Annotated in this window: 18 protein-coding genes and 1 pseudogene; 8 read left to right on the top strand and 11 right to left on the bottom strand. The window is 70.6% G+C overall.

Features of this window, described 5'->3' with window-relative positions; translation table 11 throughout:
- Window positions 1-14 precede the first annotated feature (14 nt).
- On the top strand, window positions 15-668 hold the full coding sequence (locus tag AB0915_RS07160) for a response regulator transcription factor (protein ID WP_366136545.1): 654 nt from the start codon (window positions 15-17) through the stop codon (window positions 666-668).
- On the top strand, window positions 665-1,888 hold the full coding sequence (locus tag AB0915_RS07155) for a HAMP domain-containing sensor histidine kinase (protein WP_366690110.1): 1,224 nt from the start codon (window positions 665-667) through the stop codon (window positions 1,886-1,888). Before AB0915_RS07160 ends, AB0915_RS07155 begins: the two co-directional genes overlap by 4 nt.
- On the opposite strand, the gene AB0915_RS07150 is transcribed toward AB0915_RS07155, so the two are convergent.
- Window positions 1,822-3,579 (bottom strand): VWA domain-containing protein, encoded by a 1,758-nt coding sequence (locus AB0915_RS07150; protein WP_366690109.1) that lies wholly within the window; start codon window positions 3,577-3,579, stop codon window positions 1,822-1,824. The two genes, AB0915_RS07155 and AB0915_RS07150, sit on opposite strands and share 67 nt — an antisense overlap.
- Window positions 3,580-3,816: 237 nt before the next feature.
- On the opposite strand from AB0915_RS07150, the gene AB0915_RS07145 reads away from it, so the two are divergent.
- A complete protein-coding gene (locus AB0915_RS07145) occupies window positions 3,817-5,886 on the top strand; it encodes a PhoX family phosphatase (protein WP_366690108.1) in 2,070 nt (689 codons plus the stop codon).
- Between the two features lie 55 nt (window positions 5,887-5,941).
- Here the strand turns inward: AB0915_RS07145 and AB0915_RS07140 are convergent, their stop codons facing one another.
- Both AB0915_RS07140 and AB0915_RS07135 read right to left on the bottom strand, forming a co-directional pair.
- Window positions 5,942-6,913 (bottom strand): hypothetical protein, encoded by a 972-nt coding sequence (locus AB0915_RS07140; protein ID WP_366690107.1) that lies wholly within the window; start codon window positions 6,911-6,913, stop codon window positions 5,942-5,944.
- Between the two features lie 51 nt (window positions 6,914-6,964).
- Window positions 6,965-8,446, bottom strand: coding sequence for an APC family permease (locus AB0915_RS07135; protein ID WP_366690106.1), 1,482 nt, complete (start codon window positions 8,444-8,446; stop codon window positions 6,965-6,967).
- Window positions 8,447-8,696: 250 nt separating this feature from the next.
- On the opposite strand from AB0915_RS07135, the gene AB0915_RS07130 reads away from it, so the two are divergent.
- Window positions 8,697-9,107: an RNA-binding S4 domain-containing protein gene (locus AB0915_RS07130; RefSeq protein WP_366690105.1), complete on the top strand. Its 411-nt coding sequence runs from the start codon at window positions 8,697-8,699 to the stop codon at window positions 9,105-9,107.
- A gap of 140 nt (window positions 9,108-9,247) precedes the next feature.
- Here the strand turns inward: AB0915_RS07130 and AB0915_RS07125 are convergent, their stop codons facing one another.
- Window positions 9,248-10,192 carry an NADP-dependent oxidoreductase gene (locus tag AB0915_RS07125; protein ID WP_366690104.1) on the bottom strand — a complete coding sequence of 315 codons (945 nt, stop codon included), beginning with the start codon at window positions 10,190-10,192 and terminating at the stop codon, window positions 9,248-9,250.
- Between the two features lie 286 nt (window positions 10,193-10,478).
- Window positions 10,479-11,366: a hypothetical protein gene (locus AB0915_RS07120; protein WP_366690103.1), complete on the bottom strand. Its 888-nt coding sequence runs from the start codon at window positions 11,364-11,366 to the stop codon at window positions 10,479-10,481.
- 118 nt (window positions 11,367-11,484) lie between these two features.
- Between AB0915_RS07120 and AB0915_RS07115 the strand changes: the two genes are divergently transcribed.
- Window positions 11,485-11,889 carry a hypothetical protein gene (locus AB0915_RS07115; RefSeq protein ID WP_366690102.1) on the top strand — a complete coding sequence of 135 codons (405 nt, stop codon included), beginning with the start codon at window positions 11,485-11,487 and terminating at the stop codon, window positions 11,887-11,889.
- 203 nt (window positions 11,890-12,092) lie between these two features.
- Here AB0915_RS07115 and AB0915_RS07110 read toward each other — a convergent pair whose 3' ends face one another.
- The 3 genes from AB0915_RS07110 to AB0915_RS07100 all read right to left on the bottom strand — a co-directional run bounded on the left by AB0915_RS07110 (window position 12,093) and on the right by AB0915_RS07100 (window position 14,381).
- Entirely contained in the window at window positions 12,093-12,515 is a 423-nt protein-coding gene (locus AB0915_RS07110) for a universal stress protein (protein ID WP_358860868.1), read from the bottom strand.
- Between the two features lie 126 nt (window positions 12,516-12,641).
- Entirely contained in the window at window positions 12,642-13,292 is a 651-nt protein-coding gene (locus AB0915_RS07105; protein WP_366690101.1) for an FMN reductase, read from the bottom strand.
- Between the two features lie 6 nt (window positions 13,293-13,298).
- Window positions 13,299-14,381: an LLM class flavin-dependent oxidoreductase gene (locus tag AB0915_RS07100; protein ID WP_037701859.1), complete on the bottom strand. Its 1,083-nt coding sequence runs from the start codon at window positions 14,379-14,381 to the stop codon at window positions 13,299-13,301.
- 169 nt (window positions 14,382-14,550) lie between these two features.
- Here AB0915_RS07100 and AB0915_RS07095 point away from each other — a divergent pair, with 169 nt between their 5' ends.
- Together AB0915_RS07095 and trpS are read left to right on the top strand one after the other, a co-directional pair.
- Window positions 14,551-14,679 (top strand): DUF6126 family protein, encoded by a 129-nt coding sequence (locus AB0915_RS07095; protein ID WP_234432866.1) that lies wholly within the window; start codon window positions 14,551-14,553, stop codon window positions 14,677-14,679.
- Window positions 14,680-14,953: 274 nt separating this feature from the next.
- Complete coding sequence (gene trpS, locus AB0915_RS07090) at window positions 14,954-16,024, top strand: tryptophan--tRNA ligase (RefSeq protein WP_366690100.1); 1,071 nt, start codon at window positions 14,954-14,956, stop codon at window positions 16,022-16,024.
- A 52-nt stretch (window positions 16,025-16,076) separates the two neighbouring features.
- On the opposite strand, the pseudogene AB0915_RS07085 reads toward trpS, so the two are convergent.
- From AB0915_RS07085 to AB0915_RS07075, 3 genes and pseudogenes are all read right to left on the bottom strand, one after another.
- Window positions 16,077-16,198 (bottom strand): annotated as a pseudogene (locus AB0915_RS07085) (DNA polymerase III); the annotation flags it as partial.
- A gap of 79 nt (window positions 16,199-16,277) precedes the next feature.
- On the bottom strand, window positions 16,278-17,552 hold the full coding sequence (locus AB0915_RS07080; protein WP_366690099.1) for a glycosyltransferase: 1,275 nt from the start codon (window positions 17,550-17,552) through the stop codon (window positions 16,278-16,280).
- Window positions 17,549-18,178 carry a tetratricopeptide repeat protein gene (locus AB0915_RS07075; protein ID WP_366690098.1) on the bottom strand — a complete coding sequence of 210 codons (630 nt, stop codon included), beginning with the start codon at window positions 18,176-18,178 and terminating at the stop codon, window positions 17,549-17,551. The genes AB0915_RS07080 and AB0915_RS07075 overlap by 4 nt, the downstream gene beginning before the upstream one ends.
- Before the next feature lie 404 nt (window positions 18,179-18,582).
- Here AB0915_RS07075 and AB0915_RS07070 point away from each other — a divergent pair.
- The coding region (locus tag AB0915_RS07070) for a hypothetical protein (protein WP_366690097.1) at window positions 18,583-19,030 on the top strand (448 nt) is incomplete at its 3' end.

Here is a 19,030-nt window from a genome sequence, read left to right as displayed (position 1 = left end):
CAGGGGACATCACGATGCGGGTACTGGTCGCCGAGGACGAGGAGATCCTGGCGGAGCTCGTCGCCACCGGTCTGCGGCGGGCTGGGTTCGCCGTCGACACGGTCTACAGCGGCGACGCGGCCGTCGCCTACCTGGGGCTTCACGACTACGACGTCGTCGTCCTCGACCGCGATCTGCCACGGGTGCACGGCGACGACGTGGCGCGCGGACTCGTCGCCTCCGGCTCGCGCACCCGGATCCTGATGCTCACCGCTGCCGGTTCCATGGAGGACCGCGTCTCGGGTCTCGACCTCGGCGCCGACGACTATCTGGGCAAGCCGTTCGAGTTCCCGGAGCTGGTGTCACGGGTCCGGGCGTTGCGGCGGCGCAGCGCCCGGCCCGTGCCGCCGCAGCTGCAACGGCACGGCGTCCGGCTCGACTCCGTACGGCGCACCGCGTCCCGTGACGGCCGGGAGCTGGACCTCTCGCCGAAGGAGTTCAGCGTGCTGCAGCTGCTGCTGGAGGCGGACGGCGGGACTGTCAGCGCGGAGGAGCTGCTGGAGCGCGCCTGGGACGCCAACGCCGACCCGTTCACCGGCGCCGTCCGCGTCTGCATGAGCAAGCTGCGCGGGAAGCTCGGGGAACCCGCCCTGATCCGTACGGTGCAAGGCGTGGGGTACGCCCTGTGAAGCTCCCGTCGGCCGTCCGGCACGCCACGATCCGGACGCGGATCGCGCTCGTGTACGGCGGGGTTTTCCTGGTTCTCGGGACCGCGCTGCTCACCACCGTCAACCTTGCCTCCCGCGCCGGTACGGACTCGCAGGCCCGCGCGATCGCCGCCACCGCCGCCGTCATCCAGCCGGGCTACGCGGTGAACGGTCCGCTCATCACCCGGCGGAGCCTCGGCCCGCCCACCGTCTACGACCTCACCGACCATGTCAGCGACGCGGCCGGCCACCAGCTGCTGATCTGGTCCGCGGCCGCGCTGCTCGTGATGACGGCGTGTGCCGTCGGGGTGGGCTGGTGGACCGCGGGGCGGGTACTGCGGCCCGTCCACGCGATGACCGCGAAGGCGCGCCGCCTCTCCGAGCACACGCTGCACGAACGGATCGCTTCGAACGGACCCGACGACGAGCTGAAGGAGCTCGGTGACACGCTGGACGCGCTGCTGGCCCGGCTGCAGAAGGCGTTCGACAGCCAGCGGCGGTTCATCGCCAACGCCTCGCACGAGCTGCGGACACCGCTGGCCACCCAGCGGGCCGCGATCCAGATCGGACTGGACGACCCGACCCCTGAGGATCTCGTACGGATCAGGGAGACGCTCCTCGACAACAACCGGCGCAGCGAGCGGCTCATCGAGGGGCTGCTGGTGCTGGCGCGCAGCGAGCGGGGGCTCGCGGCGGGCGAGCGGGACACGGTCGATCTCGCACAGGTGGTGGCGGAGGAGGCGGCCCGGTACCCGGGTGTGCGGGTCTCGGCGCAGCCGTGCGGGATACGGGGGAACCGGCTGCTGCTGGCCCAGCTGGTGGCGAACCTGCTGGCCAACGCGGTGACGTATAACGTGCCCGACGGGACGGTGGAGGTGTCCGTCGCAGGGGGCGGGGCCGATGAGCCGGTTCTGGAGGTGTGCAACACCGGGCCGGTGGTGGCGGAGGCGGACATCCCGGGGCTCTTCGAGCCGTTCCGGCGGGGCGAGGGCCGGGACCGGATGGGTCCGGGCTCCGGACTCGGTCTTTCGATCGTGCGTTCCATAGCGGTGGCGCACGGCGGTACGGTCACGGCGGTGCCGCGCCCCGGGGGCGGTCTCGCCGTGACCGTGCGTCTGCCGGTCGACCTGCCGGGTCAGCCCTTGTCGGGTGCGGTCTCGCGGGTGGCGAGCCAGGCGGGGAGCGCGGCGAGAAGCTCCTGATAGAGCGTGGCGTCCGGCACCTCGCGCGGGGCGGGGCCCGCGTGGAAGAAGGCGGCGTTCGGGGCGTCCAGCTTCCGCAGGAACTCGAAGCCCTTCGCGTCCTCCTCGCCGAACGCGACGAACTGGAAGAACAGCGGCAGCCGCGCCGCCTCGACGAGCGCCTGCTTGGCGGGCTGCTTGGTGTCCGGCGGGCCGTCCGTCTGGAAGATCACCAGGGCGGGACCGGTGGCCTCCGACTTCTCGTAGTGCGCGACGACCTCCTCGACGGCACGGTGGTAGCTCGTACGGCCCAGACGGCCGAGCCCCGCGTGGAGCTCGTCGATCCGGCCCTCGTGAGCGGTGAGGTCGACCGTGCCGGTGCCGTCGATGTCGGTCGAGAAGAAGACGACGGGCACGGTCGCGGTCTCGTCCAGGTGCGCGGCGAGGGCGAGCGTGCGGTCGCCCAGGTGCTGGGCGCTGCCGTCCTTGTAGAACGGCCGCATGGAGCCGGAACGGTCGAGCACCAGGTAGACGGTGGCGCGGAGCCCGGTCAGGCCGTGCGCCTCCAGTGCGGCCTGGGCAGCCTTGTACGGCTCGGCGAGCGCAGGTGCACTGGACGTGACCCGGGCGAGGGGGAGGGCGGGGGTGGGCTCGCCGGCGGCGGGTGCGGGGGCCTCGGAGGGTACGTCGGTGACGGGCGCCTCTGCGGCGGGTTCCGGTGCGGGCTCGGCGACGGGTGCGGGAGCGGGGTCGACCGCGGCGGTGACCGGTGCGGGCTCGGGTGCGGAGGCCGGAGCGGTCGGCTCGCTCTCGACCGGCGTCTCCGGTTCGGCCGGGGTCTCCAACGTGGCGGCCACAGCGACCGGCTCGGCCTCGGGCTCGACCTTGGCGGTGACCGGCTCGGCTTCGACCTGGGCCTCGGTGGCGGCCTCGGGCTTGGCCTCGACGGCGACCGGTGCGGCCTCGTCCTCGGTCTTGGCGGTGACCGGCTCGGCTTCGACCTGGGCCTCGGCGGCGACCGGCTCGGCCTCGGGCACCGCAGTGAGCGCCTCCGCTTCCGGCTCCACCGCAGCCTCGGGCTCGACTTCGGCGGTGACCGGCTCGGCTTCGACCTGGGCCTCGGCGGCGACCGGCTCAGTCTCGACGGTGGCCTCCGGCGCGGGGGTCACAGCGACCGGCTCGGCCTCGGGCTCAACCTCGGCGGTGACCGGCTCGGCTTCGGCCTCGACGGCGATCGGTGCGGCCTCGGGCTCGACTTCGGCGGCGACCGGCTCAGTCTCGGCTTCGACCTGGGCCTCGGCGGCGACCGGCTCTGCCTCAACCTCCGCTTCCGGCTCCGCAGCGACCGCCTCCGCGACCGGCTCTGACGCGGTCTCGGCCGCGGCCGGCTCCGGGGCCGAGCCCTGGGCCGGGACTGTGGGGGTGGACTTCGGGGTGGGGGCCGATGGCCTGTCGAAGGCCTCCGCCACCAGGTCCGCCGCCAGTCCGCTCTCGGGCGAGGCGGACCGGCGTGAGGCGGGAGCGGGCACCGAGGCCTTGGCGGGCGGGGTGGATGCCGCCACCGTCTCGTCCGCCGTCACCGTCACCGCGACGGGCTGCGACTCCGTCGGCCCGGTGCGCTCCGTCTGGGGCGGGACCGTGGCCGTCGTCGGTTCGTCCTGCTCCGCGCGGTCGCGGCCGAACACCTTGCGCAGCAAGCTCCGAATGCCCATGGGCGAGGCCTTTCGCATGAGTTGGGTGCGATGAATGTCCGTACTGCGGGAATTTATCCCTGGCCAGGGCGGATACGTAAGGTTAGCGGCCAGATCCGGCCGTTCGTTGGTGCGGCCCGCGTCCGTGTCAAATGGGAAGCGGTGGCCCTGACTTCACTCTCCGTTCATGCGGAGTCCCTCGTGCCGCGTGACTGCGCACCTACCGTCACGCGAGACACACATATGGAGGGAAAACACGTGCGCAACCTGCTGCCGCTCATCAGCTCGCACCCGGGCGGGCGCTCTGCGCTGACCTGCCGCTACCGCTGTGGCGACGCCTGCTTCCAGGAGATTCCGAACACCAGCGACAACGAATACGTCGGCGATGTCATCGCCGGTGCCCTTTCGCGCCGTTCGATGATGCGTGCCGCAGCCGTGGTGACCGTCGCCGCTGCCGCCGGGACGACCGTCCTGGCGGGCCCGGCCGCACCGCAGGCCGAGGCCGCCGAGCTCGCGGGCCACGGGCACACGCCGGACAGGCCGATGACTCCCGCCGCCTCCGGCGCCCGTGGTCTGCGCTTCGCGCCCGTCGCGCCGAACAACGACGACAAGGTCACCGTCCCGGACGGCTACGACCAGAATGTCGTGATCCGCTGGGGCGAGCCGATTCTGCGCGGCGCGCCCGCGTTCGACCCGGACAAGCAGTCCGCCAAGGCGCAGGCGGGCCAGTTCGGTTACAACAACGACTTCCTCTCCCTGCTCCCGCTCCCCGGTGAGCGCGGCCGCCAGGTCCTGGTCGCCAACCATGAGTACACGGACGAGAACCTCATGTTCCGTGGCTACGATCCGGCCAACCCGACCCGCGAGCAGGTCGAGATCGCCTGGGCCGCGCACGGACTGTCCGTAGTCGTCGTCCAGGACGAGAGCCGCACCGGCAAGCTGTCGCCGGTCAGCCGCCACCCGCTGAACCGCCGCCTCACCGCGACCAGCGAGTTCGAGGTCACCGGCCCGGTAGCGGGCAGCCCCCTGCTCCGTACGTCCGCCGACCGCACCGGCCGCAAGGTGCTCGGCACGCTCAACAACTGCGCGGGCGGCACGACCCCGTGGGGCACCACGCTGCACGGCGAGGAGAACTTCAACCAGTACTTCGCCAACGGCTCCAGCGCCACCGACAAGCGGTACGGCATCGCGGCCGGCGCCACCGAGCGCAAGTGGGAGCGTTTCGACAAGCGGTTCGACCTGGCGCAGGAGCCGAACGAGGCGCACCGCTTCGGCTGGGTCGTCGAGCTCGACCCGTACGACCCGGACGCGACGCCGCGCAAGCGCACCGCGCTCGGCCGCTTCAAGCACGAGGCCGCGCAGCCCCGACTGACCGCCGACGGCCGGCCGGTCGTCTACATGGGCGACGACGAACGCTTCGACTACTTCTACAAGTTCGTATCGTCGAAGAAGATGAAGAAGGGGAACTCGCGGGCCGCCCGCGAGCACAACCTCACCCTCCTGGACGAGGGGACGTTGTACGTCGCCAGGCTGACCGGCGACTCCCCGGCCGCCGAGTTCGACGGCACCGGGAAGCTTCCCTCCGACGGTGAGTTCGACGGCAGTGGCGTCTGGATCCCGCTGGCCACGGGCAACACCTCCCACGTGCCCGGGATGACCGCCGAGGAGGTGTACGTCTTCACGCGACTGGCCGGTGACAAGGTCGGCGCCACGAAGATGGACCGCCCCGAGGACATCGAGCCGTCGCCGCGCACCGGCCAGGTCTACGTCGTGCTGACGAACAACACCAAGCGCGGCACCGCCGGCAGCGCCCCGGCCGACGAGGCGAACCCGCGCAACAACAACAAGCACGGCCACATCATGGAGCTGGCCGAGCACGGGGACGACCCGGCCTCGGACGGCTTCGCCTGGCGGCTGTTCCTCGTCGCAGGCGACCCGAACGACCCGGCGACGTACTTCTCCGGCTTCCCCAAGGAGAAGGTCAGCCCCATCTCCTGCCCCGACAACGTGGCGTTCGACCCGCACGGCAACCTGTGGATCGCCACGGACGGCAACCAGCTCGGCTCGCACGACGGCCTGTTCGGGGTCGCCACCCAGGGCGAGCGGCGCGGTGAGCTCAAGCAGTTCCTGACTGTGCCGAGCGGCGCCGAGACCTGCGGTCCGCTGGTCCAGGACCGCCGGGTGCTCGTCGCGGTGCAGCACCCGGGCGAGATCGACGGCGCGTCCGTCGAGAAGCCGGCGAGCAGCTGGCCGGACGGTCCGGGCAGGATCGTGCGCCCGTCGGTCGTCGCCGTCTGGCGCAAGGACGGCCGCGACATCGGCGTCTGAGCCCGCCCGCGTAACGGCCTCCCCCACTCCCTGTCGTGGGGGAGGCCGTAAGGGTTCACGCGGTGGTGACTTGGCGGCGCCACCGCGTGAACTGCGCCTCCGCGTCCCCGGTGTAGGACCACGGAGCCAGCACCGCCCGCCCGTCCAGCAGCCGGAACGCGTCCGCGGCCTCCGCGGGACGCCCCGCGTAACAGGCCGCGTGCGCAAGGTAGTTCAGCTCGCCGACCTCCTCCGGGGGCACCGGCCCGGCCGCGCGCATCCCGAGCCACCGCTCCCAGGTGCGGCACACCTCGGTCACCGCCAGCTCGTGGTCCCAGTGCTGCTGCCCGGTGCGCGGCGCCACGACGGGCCGCCCGTGCGTGGCATCGGAGACGTACCGGTACTCCTCGACCCTGGCGATCTGCACCAGCACCGGAAGCGACGAACCGGGCGGCGCCGCGCCGGCCGCGTCGCGCGCGAAGTCGTACATGGTGCCGTGGGTGCCGTGCCAGCGGGCCGAGTAGTAGCGCAGCAGCTGTGTGTGCCCCTCCATGTGGTGGGGGTCGCGGCGCAGCAGTTCGTCCCACCACTGCGTGATCCGGCGCCGGGCCCCGTCCTCGTACAGCCGTGCCACGGTCAGCAGCGACGCCCACGGCATCGGGTCGGACGGGCAGGCCTCGGCGGCCCGCAGGCAGCAGCGGACGACCCGGTCCACCCGGTCCTGGTCGACGGCGATGCCGCGGCCCGCCATGACGGCCCGTCCGAAGAGCCGTACGACGTCGGTCGCCGCCTTCAGCACGTGCGCGTCGGCGTTCTTCGGTTCGGCCGCGAGCCAGGTCTCCACGGTGGAGCTGCCCGCGGCGGCGTGGGCGAGCAGCCGGGTCCGGTGGGTGCGCAGCGCCCCCGCGTTGCCGGTGGCGTGCAGCAGATCGCGTACGCCCTGCCAGCGGCCGATGACGATGTCCTGGCGGGCCGCGGTGAGCGACCTGTCGCCGAAATCCGGGTCGAAGCGCACGGGTGGGAGGGTGCGGCGTCGGCGTACAGCCATGCTCGGAGAGTCGTCTCCTCTCGGGGCTGGTGCGGGCGGAGGGGCCGGGGATCAGAAGTCGGTGACGATCGTGGCGGAATCGGCGCAACCGGACGAATCCTCGGCCTGCACGGTCCGCGAAGCATCGAGCTTCGCCGGACGGTAGTACGAGCTGCCGCGCCGCCGGTACCAGAACATCGGGACGGCCCCCATGGCAAGACCGCCGAGGCCGAGTACGAGCGCCGTTCTGCTGAAGTCGCCGAGCGCCTCGAAGAAGATCCAGAACATGAAGAGCGAGCCGACCAGTGGCCAGAGCCCGCCGAGGACGAAGTCCGATACCGAGCGGAGGAGCAGTTTGCGGTACGCGACGACGGCGGCCAGCCCCGCGAGCCCGTAGTACACGGCGATCTGCAGCCCGATGGCCTGCACGGCCACACCCAGGATCCGTTGCACGCGGCCGAGGGCGAGCGAGGCGAGGATCAGGACGAGGGCGACCCCGCCCACGGCCGCGACAGCCACCCACGGCGTGTTCCAGCTGCGGTGCACCCGGCCGAACGCGGCGGGCATGGTGCGGTCGCGGCCCATCGCGAACAGGGAGCGCGTGACCTGGATGAGCGTGGTCTGCAGGGTCGCGACGGTGGACAGCATCACCGCCATCACCAGAAGTTTTCCGCCGACGCCGGGCCACACCTTCTCCCCGAGCACGGTCAGGACGTTGGCGCTGTGCCGCTGGATGTCGTCGGCGGAGAGGATCACGTTCACCGCGATCGCGAACACTTCGACGAGCGCGAAGACGGTGAGCACGCCGACGATCCCGGCCAGCCCCGCGGTGCGGCGGCTGTCGCGGGTCTCCTCGCTGAGGTTGCCGGTGACGTCCCAGCCCCAGTAGTAGAACGCGGCGATCAGCGCGCCGGAGGCGAAGTCGGAGACCCCGTCGAAGTGCCCGAGGCCGAGCCAGGACCATTCGAAGGCGTGTGCGGCACCGGCCCCGGTGCCCGTGGAGCCGCGGACCAGCGCGACGACCGCGAAGAGCAGCAGGATCACCAGCTCGACCCCGGAGATGAGCAGCTGGGTTCGGGCGCTGAGCCGGGCCCCGCCGAGCACGACGAGCAGCATCAGCAGGAACCAGCCCGCCCCGATGAGGGTGGCGAGTGTCGTGTTGTCGGCGGAGCGCGAGTCGATGACGGTCAGCGTCATCGTCCCTGCGGGCAGCGATCCGGCGACCATGAACAGGGTTGCCGCGACGACCAGCGCCCAGCCGCTGAGGAAACCGAGGAAGGGGTGCAGGGTCCTGCCGACCCAGGAGTAACCGGCGCCCGCGTTGACGTCGATCCGGCCGAGCTGCCGGTAGGCGAGGGCGATGCCGAGCATCGGTATCGCGCAGTACAGCAGGGCGGCGGGCCCGCCGAGACCGACCGTACCGACGAGCACGGAACTGGTGGCGGCCAGCGAATAGGCGGGGGCGCTGCCCGCGACCGCCATCACGATCGTGTTGAACGTACCGAGGGCATTGGGCTGGAGCCCACGGCCGGGCCGGGCGGGCGTGTTGCGCATCGCTGTTCTCAACTGCTTCCGGAAGTACGGCGTGCCACGGCGGAGTCCCCGTACATCCTTCAGAGGCACGACATGTGGCGGCATGTCAGAGACAGATCTTCGAAACTCCGAACGGATGCGGTCAGTCCGTTCGGAAAGATCGTCCGCATCGTAGTCCCGTGATTACAGCTGTGTCGGCTTGGGCGGTAAGAGCGTTGCGCGAGTCCCGTGCGAGGTTCACAACTCGGGCGGAAGGCCTACAGTCGGAGACATGGTTTCGGGTGAGGCACCGCAGGCGGAGGGAAGCGTCCGCGTCGACAGCTGGATCTGGTCGGTACGGCTGACCAAGACCCGCTCGCAGGCCGCTGCCGCCTGCCGCGCGGGGCACGTCAAGGTCAACGGGGACCGTGCCAAGCCGGCGCAGACCCTGCATGTGGGGGACGAGGTGCGGCTCCGGCACGCCGGCCGCGACCGGATCGTCGTCGTGTCCAGGATCGTGAAGAAACGGGTCGGCCCGCCGGTGGCAGCGGAGTGCTTCGTCGACAACAGCCCGCCCCCGCCGCCGCGCGAAGCGGTCATCCAGGTGCCGGTCCGCGACCGCGGCACGGGCCGCCCGACCAAGCGCGACCGCCGCGAGATGGAACGCCTGCAGAGCCGCGGCCACGGGGGCCAGCCGGCCTGACGGTTTCCCCCACGACAGGGAGTGGGCTCCCGGCGCGCTCGGCTGCGGTGAGGCGATCGCCCGTGCCGCCGCGACCGCCTGGCGCAGTGGCGCCAGTGCCCCTTTCCCGTCGCCCGGCAGCTCGGTCCGCACGCTGCGGATCAGAGCGCGAACAGGGTCTTGCCGCGGGCGCCGCCCGTGCGGTTCCGGTCGAGCGCCTGCGGGGCCTTCTCCAGCGGGAGTTCGATGTCGATGGGCACCTTGAGCACGCCCTCCAGGGCCCCCGTCGCCAGGACGTCGAGCAGCACGGGTGTCGGCTCCAGGCGGAAGTCGATACCGCTGACACCGGTGGGAAGGGCGGCCCGCCCGGCGACGCCCCTCGTGGAGACGGCCACACCCCCGGCCCGGACCAGCGCCGCATGCGCCGCGAAGCCGTCCGGGGTGGTGGACACCAGGTCGACGAGCGCGTCGATGCCGTCCGGGCACGCCTCCCGTACCGCCGCTTCGAGCGGACGGGCCGTCGCGTCGATCGTGACCGCGGCGCCGAGCGCCCTCATCCGCCTGTGCTCGTCGCCGCGCACGGCGGCGATGACGCGCAGGTCCCGGGCGGACGCGAGCTGGGTCAGATAGCTGCCGACGCCGCCAGCCGCTCCGATGATGAGCAGACTCTCATGGCCGCGGAGCACCGCGGTCTCCAGGAGTTGCGCCGCGGTCATCCCGGCAGACGGCAGCGCCGCAGCGGTCCGGAGCGGGAGACCGTTCGGGACCAAGGTGATCGCGGAGTCCTGTGGGACGGACACGTAGTCGCAGTACGTGCCCGGGCCGGCCGGCGATCCGCTCACCCGGCCGAAGACCTCGTCGCCCACCCGGAAGCGGTTCTCGCCGCTGCCGATCATGTCCACCCGGCCCGCGTAATCCACGCCGACGACCAGCGGGAACACCGACTCCGCAGCCCCTTCCGGGGCCCTGTCCGCGATCTGCCAGTCGCACGGGTTGAGCGCGGCGTACATGATCTTCACCCGCACCTCGCCGGCCTGGGGATCCGGCTTGGGAAGGTCGATCAGTGAAGGATCGGCCCGGAACGCGCTGACGGCTATGGCTCGCATACGGAAGACCTCTCAGTCGACCCCGACGGTCACGCAGTCCTGCACTCCACTCTTGCCCGGCCCGCGCGCCGCCGCACGTCGAACCGGGTGCGGCGGCGCTCAGCCGACGTGCAGGTCGAGCCCGACGAGGAGCGCCCGGTGGCCGGCGCCGTCGAGGCGCGGCAAGCGGGCGGACCGTACCGAGAAGTCGTGGCTGACCAGCACATGGTCGATCCGGGCGCGCAGTGGAGTGGCGCGGCCCGCGGGCCAGGAGTACGTAGGGGAGGCGCCGGCGAGGCGGGCCGGATCACGTCCGTGCGGTGGATCCCCGCCCCATCCACACCCGCGCGACCACCGCACACAGCGCCGCCGCCAGTCCCGTACCGAGAACGATCCACACGGTCGTACGGAGCGAAGCCGTCAGCGCGTCGTACACCGCTGCCGCCGCGTCGTGGTCGCTGCCCGCCACCCCGGCCAGCACCCGGTTCCGGGCAATCGCGATCAGTGCGCGCAGCACCAGCGCGCCGAGGGTGAATCCGAGCCCGACGAGCGCCGTGGCCGTCAGTGCGGCGAGGGCGGCGCCCAGGCGTCCCGGCCGGCCGCGCACCGCCGCGACGGCCACGGCCGCGAGAGCGAACAGCACGGTCCCGACGGCGGGCCAGATGCTGCCGGCCCGGAGCAGGCGGAAGGTGTGGCGCAACTGGTCGGCGCGGTCGGCGGAGATCAGCGTGATCTCGGTGTGCTGGACCGGGATCCGGTCGGCGAACGGTACCCCGTTGTCCAGCAGATTCTGTTTGACCTGCTCCGTCACCGCCGCCAGATCGATGGTTACTGCCTCGCCGGTCTTCCCGTTCAGCGCGGCGGTGACCGCCTTGTGGGCGGTGCGGTTGGCGGCGTCCCAAGCGGTACGAAAGGCATCGGTGGTGGTGAACGACTGCACCGCCTCGTACAGGAAGCCCCGCACGGTGTCCTGGAGCGGCCCGGCTTCGATCTTCTTCATCGCCTCGTCGGTGATCAGACCGGCCACGATGGCCTGCACATCGGGGTCGGAGGCGAGCGGCTCCACCGCGGCGACATACCGGTCCGTGTTGTCGATCTCCAGATCGACCCAGGCGGCCAGCGCACTCAGCGGGACGAGGGCGGCGAGCAGCACAACCAGTACCGTCGACAACGTCACCGAGAGAGAGGTCCGCACCCCTCAAGGGAATCCCGGACGGCAGCGGTGCGCTCCGGGCGGTACCCCATTCGAGTTGCCGGGCCCCACGGCCGGGTGTGCTCTGGAGGGAACGGGGTGAAGGAAGGAGCTTTCGGCCATGACGACACACGCCTCGGTGCCGACGCGCCGCCGCCGCGCGCGGGCGCGCACCCACCGCCCCAGCACACTCAGCTGGGCCATGCCCGTCGCCCTGGGCGTGATCGGGGGCTGGTGGGCGACGTCCATCGTGCGCGGCGGCGGTGTGCTCACCGGCACGCAGCTCGCGCTCGGTCTGATCACCGGCGCCGTGCTGGCGGCGCTCTGCTACGGCCTCGGCCGGGTACAGAAGCGACTGCCCACAGGAACCAAGGCCACCGCGTACGGCGTGCTGTTCGGCGGTACGGTCGGCTTCCTGTACAGCCTGTCCGACAAGAGCGTGCTCGCGTGCGCCGTCCTGGCCCTGGCGACCGGATTCGGCATGTGGGTGTGCGCCTTCTACGTGTTCCACGTGACGGAGGACTGACTCCGCGCCCCGTCTCCTCTTTCTTCCTTCATCCTTGACCTGCTCCGCGGGGGAAGCCCCGGCATCGGCGGGGCCGGGCGGGACCGTTCGGTACGAGGAGGCCGGCGGCGGAACGCGAGGCGCGCACGAAGGACGCCGCGGACTCAAGGAGGGGCGGCCCCGAACGGGACCGCCCCTCCTTTTCGTTCGTCCGGTTCACTCGGTCAGTCGCGGACGACCGTCACCGGGCACGGCGCGTGCTGGGTGACATGGAGGCTGACCGAGCCGAGCAGGGTCGCCTTGAAGCCACTGTATCCGCGTGCCCCGACGACCAGCAGGTTCGCGCCCTTCGCGCGGTCCAGCAGGGCCTGTGCCGGGTTGCCGATCACCACGATCTTGCTGACCGCGGCCGCGCCCTCGGCGCCGAGGGCCTCCTCCAGCGCCTCGGTGAGCGAGACGGTCGCCAGGGCCTGGGGATCGAAGTCCTCCGGCATACCCGGCATCATGGACGCCCAGCTCGTCGCGGGGTACTCCCAGCTGTTGACGGCTTCCACCGAGTCACCGGTCAGCTCGGCCTGGCGTACGGCCCAGTGCAGCGCCTTGATCGACGACTCGGAGCCGTCCACGCCCACCACGATCCTGCCCATCTCTGCCTCCAGGTCGGTTCAGCTCACATCTGCGTGATACACCTCACGGCGCATCTTTACGGGTCACTGTAATCAAACCGGGCAGAAGCCCTCAGAGTGGGTCCGCCCCGCTCGGGCAGCGGCAGGTCAGTCCAGCCGCAGGTCGGCGAGTTGCTGCTCGAACGGCACCACCTCGTCGTCGAGCCCCGGTGCCCTGGACGCCCCGGAGACCGCCCGGCCGCCCGCGATCATCCCCGCGAGTTCGCCGCCCGCGCGCCGGATCCGGGACGGCAGCCCCTCGGTGTACTCGTCACCGGACGAGCCCCAGTCCTCCGACGCGGCGTACACGGACGTCGGTACGACGGTGGCTCGCAGGTAGGCGAAGAGGGGCCGCATCGCGTGCTCCAGGACGAGCGAGTGCCGGCCGGTGCCGCCGGTCGCCGCGATGAGGACGGGCTTGCCGGTCAGCGCCGTGTTGTCGATCAGGTCGAAGAACGACTTGAACAGTCCGCTGTACGAGGCGGTGAAGACCGGCGACACGGCTATCAGGCCGTCCGCCGCGGTCACCGCACCGATCGCCTCGCTCAGCGCCCGCGGCGGGAACCCCGTCACCAGGTGGTTCGCGATGTCGACGGCCAGATCGCGGAGCTCGATCACCCGGACCTCCACCGGCCGGTCCTGCTCGGCGGCCAGTCGCTCCCGGGCGGCGGCCGCCAGCCGGTCGGCCAGCAGTCGGGTCGACGACGGCTGGCTCAGCCCGGCGGACACGGCGACGATCTTCAGAGCCTCGTTCTGCATGGTGGGTCAGATCTCCTTCGTGCGCGCGGCGACGGCCGGGTGGACGGGGGCGGATTCCGGCACTCCGGCCGGCCGCATGTTGGCGAACTCCTTGCGCAGCACCGGGACGACCTCCTCGCCGAGAATGTCGAGCTGCTCCAGGACCGTCTTCAGCGGAAGTCCCGCGTGGTCCATCAGGAACAGCTGGCGCTGGTAGTCGCCGACGGCGTCACGGAACGACAGGGTCCGTTCGATGACCTCCTGCGGGGAGCCGACGGTCAGCGGCGTCTGCTGCGAGAAGTCCTCCAGGGAGGGCCCGTGCCCGTAGACCGGCGCGTTGTCGAAGTACGGGCGGAACTCCCGTACCGCGTCCTGCGAGTTCTTCCGCATGAACACCTGGCCGCCGAGGCCGACGATGGCCTGCTCGGCGGTGCCGTGCCCGTAGTGCGCGTACCGCTGCCGGTAGAGGTCCACCATCTTCTTGGTGTGCTCGATGGGCCAGAAGATGTTGTTGTGGAAGAACCCGTCGCCGTAGTACGCAGCCTGTTCCGCGATCTCCGGGGAGCGGATGGAACCGTGCCAGACGAACGGCGGGACGCCGTCCAGCGGGCGCGGGGTCGCGGTGAAGGACTGCAGGGGTGTACGGAACCTGCCCTCCCAGTCGACGACGTCCTCCCGCCACAGCTTGTGCAGCAGGGCGTAGTTCTCGATGGCGAGCGGGATGCCCTGGCGGATGTCCTTGCCGAACCACGGGTAGACCGGCCCGGTGTTGCCGCGCCCCATCATCAGGTCGACCCGGCCGTCCGCGAGGTGCTGCAGCGTCGCGTAGTCCTCGGCGATCTTCACCGGGTCATTGGTGGTGATCAGCGTCGTGGACGTCGACAGGATCAGGTTCTCGGTGCGGGCGGCGATGTAGCCGAGCGTGGTCGTCGGCGAGGACGGGACGAACGGCGGGTTGTGGTGCTCGCCGGTCGCGAAGACGTCCAGGCCCACTTCCTCGGCCTTCAGGGCGATCGCGAGGGTCGCCTTGATCCGCTCGTGCTCGGTCGGCGTCCTGCCGGTCGTGGGGTCGGTGGTGACGTCTCCGACGGTGAAGATCCCGAACTCCATGGCGCCCGCCTCCGTGAGGGGTAATGGTTGAACCTTGAACTACTTGAGTCACACCCTACAACGGGGCACCCCTTCTGCCTATTCCGCCGTCGGAGCGGAAGTCCCGGCGGTGCGTACTCTGGACGGCGAGACAGACCCGGAACGCGCCGGCACGAAGGAGGCAGGGCCCATGAGCGAGAGCGAGAGCTGGAAGGAGCGCGGCGTCGCGCTGCGCGTCTTCGTCTACGTCTTCGCCACGCATCTCTTCGCGGGCTTCGTCTACCTGCTGTTCTACGTGGGCGAGCACGCCCACAAGTGAGCCGCCCGCCGGGCGGAACGCCGACGGCCGCAAGGCTCCTCGCCGTGATTGCCGCTCCGCCAAAGCCGGGTGGGCGGAGCCTGGCCGCGTTACACTCGGCGCATGACTTCCGTACCGTGCCGAAACTGGTGGCGCTCCACTTAGGAGCGGCCGCCTCATCTGCACGGAACCAGGGCCGTTCGATATGGACGGCCCTCTTCTGTGCCCTCGCACGGGTACGAATGCCGCTCCTGGCGGGCCGTCCTCCACGCAACCAGCACCGCGAGGAGAGACCATGACCACCGCCGCCGCACCCGTCACCGCACCTGTCACCACCCCCGCCCAGCGCCGCAGTGCCGAGCTGGAGCAGCAGATCCAGCAGGACCCCGGGCGGTTCCGGGTGATGACCGGGGACCGGCCCACCGGGGCGCTGCACCTCGGGCACTACTTCGGAACCCTCCACAACCGTGTCCGGCTCCAGGACCTCGGCGTGGACGTCTTCGTGATCATCGCCGACTATCAGGTGCTCACCGACCGGGACGTCGCCGACCGGCTCACCGAGCACATGGAGGGGATGTTGCTGGACTACCTGGCCATCGGTATCGACCCGGCCCGCACCACGATCTTCAACCACAGTGCCGTGCCCGCGCTGAACCAGCTGATGCTGCCGTTCCTCAGCCTCGTCTCCGTTGCCGAGCTGAACCGTAATCCCACGGTCAAGGACGAGATCGCGCACTCCCGGCAGTCCGCCGTCAGCGGGCTGATGTTCACGTATCCCGTGCATCAGGCCGCCGACATCCTGTTCTGCAAGGGCAACCTCGTCCCCGTCGGACAGGACCAGCTGCCGCACCTCGAAGTGACCCGGAGCGTCGCCCGCCGCTTCAACGAGCGGTACGGGACGGTCTTCCCGGAGCCGGACGCACTGCTCTCCGCCGCGCCCCTCCTGTTCGGCACCGACGGCGGCAAGATGAGCAAGAGCCGGGGCAACTCGATCGCGCTCGGCGCCACCGCCGACGAGACCGCCCGGCTGATCAGAGGGGCGAAGACGGACACCGACCGGCACATCACGTACGAACCGGAGACCCGGCCCGAAGTGTCGGGGCTCGTACTCCTCGCCGCGCTCTGCCTCGACCGCGACCCGCACGAGGTCGCCGAGGAGATCGGAGACGGCGGTGGCGCCGTGCTCAAGCGGACCGTGACAGAGGCTGTCAACGAGCGGCTGGCGCCGGTGCGTGCGCGACGGGCGGAGTACGCACAGGACATGGCGTACGTACGGTCGGTCCTGCGGACCGGCAACGAGCGAGCCAATGCCGTCGCCGACGCCACGCTGGCGGAGGTGCGGGGGGTGATGGGGGGCGTGCTGTAGCGGATTGCGGCCAGGTCGGGGCAGCCAGGCCGGGTCGGGCCGGGTCGGCTTCCGGCCAGGCGTTCCGTGCCGACACGTCCAGGATCAGTGCCGCGATGTTCCAGGCGTCATCGGCGCCGCTGTGGCCCAGGCCCTCCAGGGGAGGCTCGCCACCCGCAGGGCCTGGGCCATGCCGCTCCCGCACCCACGAGCAGAGGCCGACTGCGCCGGCCTCCGCCGCATGACAGGGCGTCCACGCTCCCGGTGGAAGGCATCACACCAGCAGGAGACCGCCGCACCGCTCGGCGCCGTCCTTCATCGCGATCAGATTGGCCTGCACGTAAGAGATGTTGTTCCTGGAGTGCCAGTCAGTAGGGAAGTAGGTGACCAACCGTGAACGCTGGAACCGGGCCTGGATTTCCGGTACGAAGGCGCGGTACTGGTCGTCGGTGTAGTACCAGAACGAGTTCTCGTTGTAATAGGCGACATGTGTCGGGTCCTGGTAGGCGCCCCGGCCGTCGGAACTGGGAGTCCGGCTAAGAAGCATGCCGCCCGGTGCCAGCAGCCGGTACAGCTCGTTGATCAGCGGAATCTTCGCAGGCACGTGCTCCAGGAAGTCCACCGCCCGGAGCAGGCCGACCGAGTCGTCAGGGAGGTCCAGCGGCCCGGGCAGCGTCGCGACGATGTCGACGCCGTCCCTTGGGTGCTGGTCCACTCCCAGGTAGCCGGGCGGCTTGCGGTGCGCGGCGCCGAGGTCCAGTGCGAGGAGCCCGCGCCGCTTGGTCCAGGCGAGTGCGTTGACCTCCACGTATTTGTCGTACAGGGCGACCGTCTCGCGCTGGATGTGCGCGTTGACTTCGGTATCGCGCTGGGTGTTGTGAGGGTGCTGCCGCTGCAGATACAGGCAGCGACGGATCAAGTGGAATTCGCCCACCTGAAAGAGACGGCACATCAAGTCCTGGTCGTCCAGCACCGTGCGCGTGGCATCGTACCCACCGACCTGCTCGTACGCGTCCTTACGGAACGCCCGCACATGGTTGGGGGCGTACCAGATGTACGAGACGTTGTGCGGCGTCGGTGCCATGGAGACGGCCTGCAGGAGCTGACGGCCGTCGACATTCACCTCCTCGTACTGCCAGCCGTGCGCCTCGTTGAACCGCGATTCGTCCCGGCCTCCGTCCTCGGTGATCTGAGCGGTATGGCTGTAGACGAAGACGACGTCGGGATGCTCGTCGAAAGCCTTCGACAGTTCCGCCAGGCAGTCCTTCGCCAGCAGGTCGTCGTGGTCGAGTTCGACGAGGATCTCTCCGCGTGCCAGTTCGCAGGCGCGGCGCTTGGCCGCTCCGACGCCCACGACGTCGTCCGCGATCTCTACCCGGACACGGTCATCGGGCTGTTCGGGCCGCCACCGCGCGCCGTTGTTGAGGAGCACGATCCACTCCCAGTCGGAGCGGGTCTGCGCCTGAAGGGTCGCGAGGCATTCGTCCAGGAAACGCGGTCGATGGCTGGGGGTGAAGACAGAGAACTTCGGGGTCGGGAGAGAAGTCATCTTTTGGTACCTGCCTGAGTGGCTGTCGGTGCTGGGCTCGTGGGATTCCGGAACTGCTCCGGGACGAGCTGTCGGAGGGAAGGGTCGGCGCGGACGGCGAGGCCGAAGGCGTCCTCGGCCTCGCCGTCACGGCCCTTCTTGGTCAGGGCCTGTCCAAGGTGCAGATAGGCCGTGGCGGCCTTCGGGTTGGCGCCCACGATGTGCCGCAGGATCTCGATCGCCTGATCGGTGTCGCTCGTTCCGATCAGGATCGCCTTGTTGTAGAGCGCCGACTCGAAATCCGGATCGATCTTGAGCGCCTTGTCGTAAGCCGCGCGGGCGTCGGCCGTCCTGTGGTCCTGCTGGGCGACGACGCCGAGGTTGTACCAGGCGAGTTTGTTGGCGGGATCCAGGTCCAGGACCTGTCTGAAGCTCCTTGTCGCTCCAGAGAAATCCTTGTTCCCGCCCTGCTTGATGCCTGCTTGGAGCAGTCCCCCCACCTTGGGGGCGAGCCCGGCCGCGGGCCCCGATCCAGCCCTGGGTGTGGTCCTGGAGACCCCTGTGGACAGGTGAACCCAACCGGCCGCCACGTTGGCGGTGACGACCGCTGCTGCGAGTCCGGTCCACAGTCCCATCCGCTTTTTCACGGGGCTTTCCCTCATCGGTTCGGTAACGCGGCTGAGTCGGCCGGCGGGGCCACGTAGGGGGTAGCTGTGCGGACGGCACCCCTGGGGGCTTCGTCGCTCGGTGGGCCGCGAGCCCCGGCCGGCCATGAGGCTCACGGCCCGGGGGTTTATGGCGCGCAGACCACGTATCCGGTGACAGTTGTCGCGCTGTCCTCGGTTACCTGCCAGCCAGTGGCCGGGGAGCCGACGGGAGCGTTGTGGATGACCTTGTGGGTGCCTGTCGCCGGGTGGTCGTAGCCGCCGCTCACGGCGAATTTGCCGGCGGGGCACGAGACAACGACGTCGCCTGTTGTGGAAGTACCCGTGACGACCTGGCTCTGCGCCCCGGAGCTGCCGCCCTGGGGTCCTTGAGCTCCGGTGGTGCCTTGGAAGCCCTGGCCGCCCTGGATGCCCTGGGCTCCTTGGGATCCGGTGATGCCTTGGAAGCCCTGCGGGCCGGCGGCACCTTGGAGGCCTTGGTCGCCCTGGAGGCCCTGGGGTCCCTGGGATCCGGTGGTGCCTTGGAAGCCCTGGGGCCCTGCGGCTCCGGTTTCGCCTGGGTTACCTGGGTTGCCTTGGTTGCCCTGGATTCCGGGGATGCCTTGGAGGCCTTGGTTGCCCTGGTTGCCCTGGTTGCCTTGGAGGCCCTGGGGTCCGGTGGCTCCGGTTTCGCCTGGGTTGCCTGGGCTGCCCTGGATTCCGGGGATGCCTTGGAGGCCTTGGTCGCCCTGGTTGCCCTGGAGGCCTTGGAGGCCTTGGGGTCCGGTGGCGCCGGTGTCGCCCTGGTTGCCTTGGTTGCCTTGGATTCCGGGGATGCCCTGGAGGCCTTGGTCG

Origin of the sequence: Streptomyces sp. NPDC048411 (assembly GCF_040704695.1) — a bacterium.
Taxonomy (GTDB): domain Bacteria; phylum Actinomycetota; class Actinomycetes; order Streptomycetales; family Streptomycetaceae; genus Streptomyces.
The sequence above is the reverse complement of the archived record's forward strand: the minus strand, read 5'-3'. Positions and strand labels throughout refer to the sequence as shown.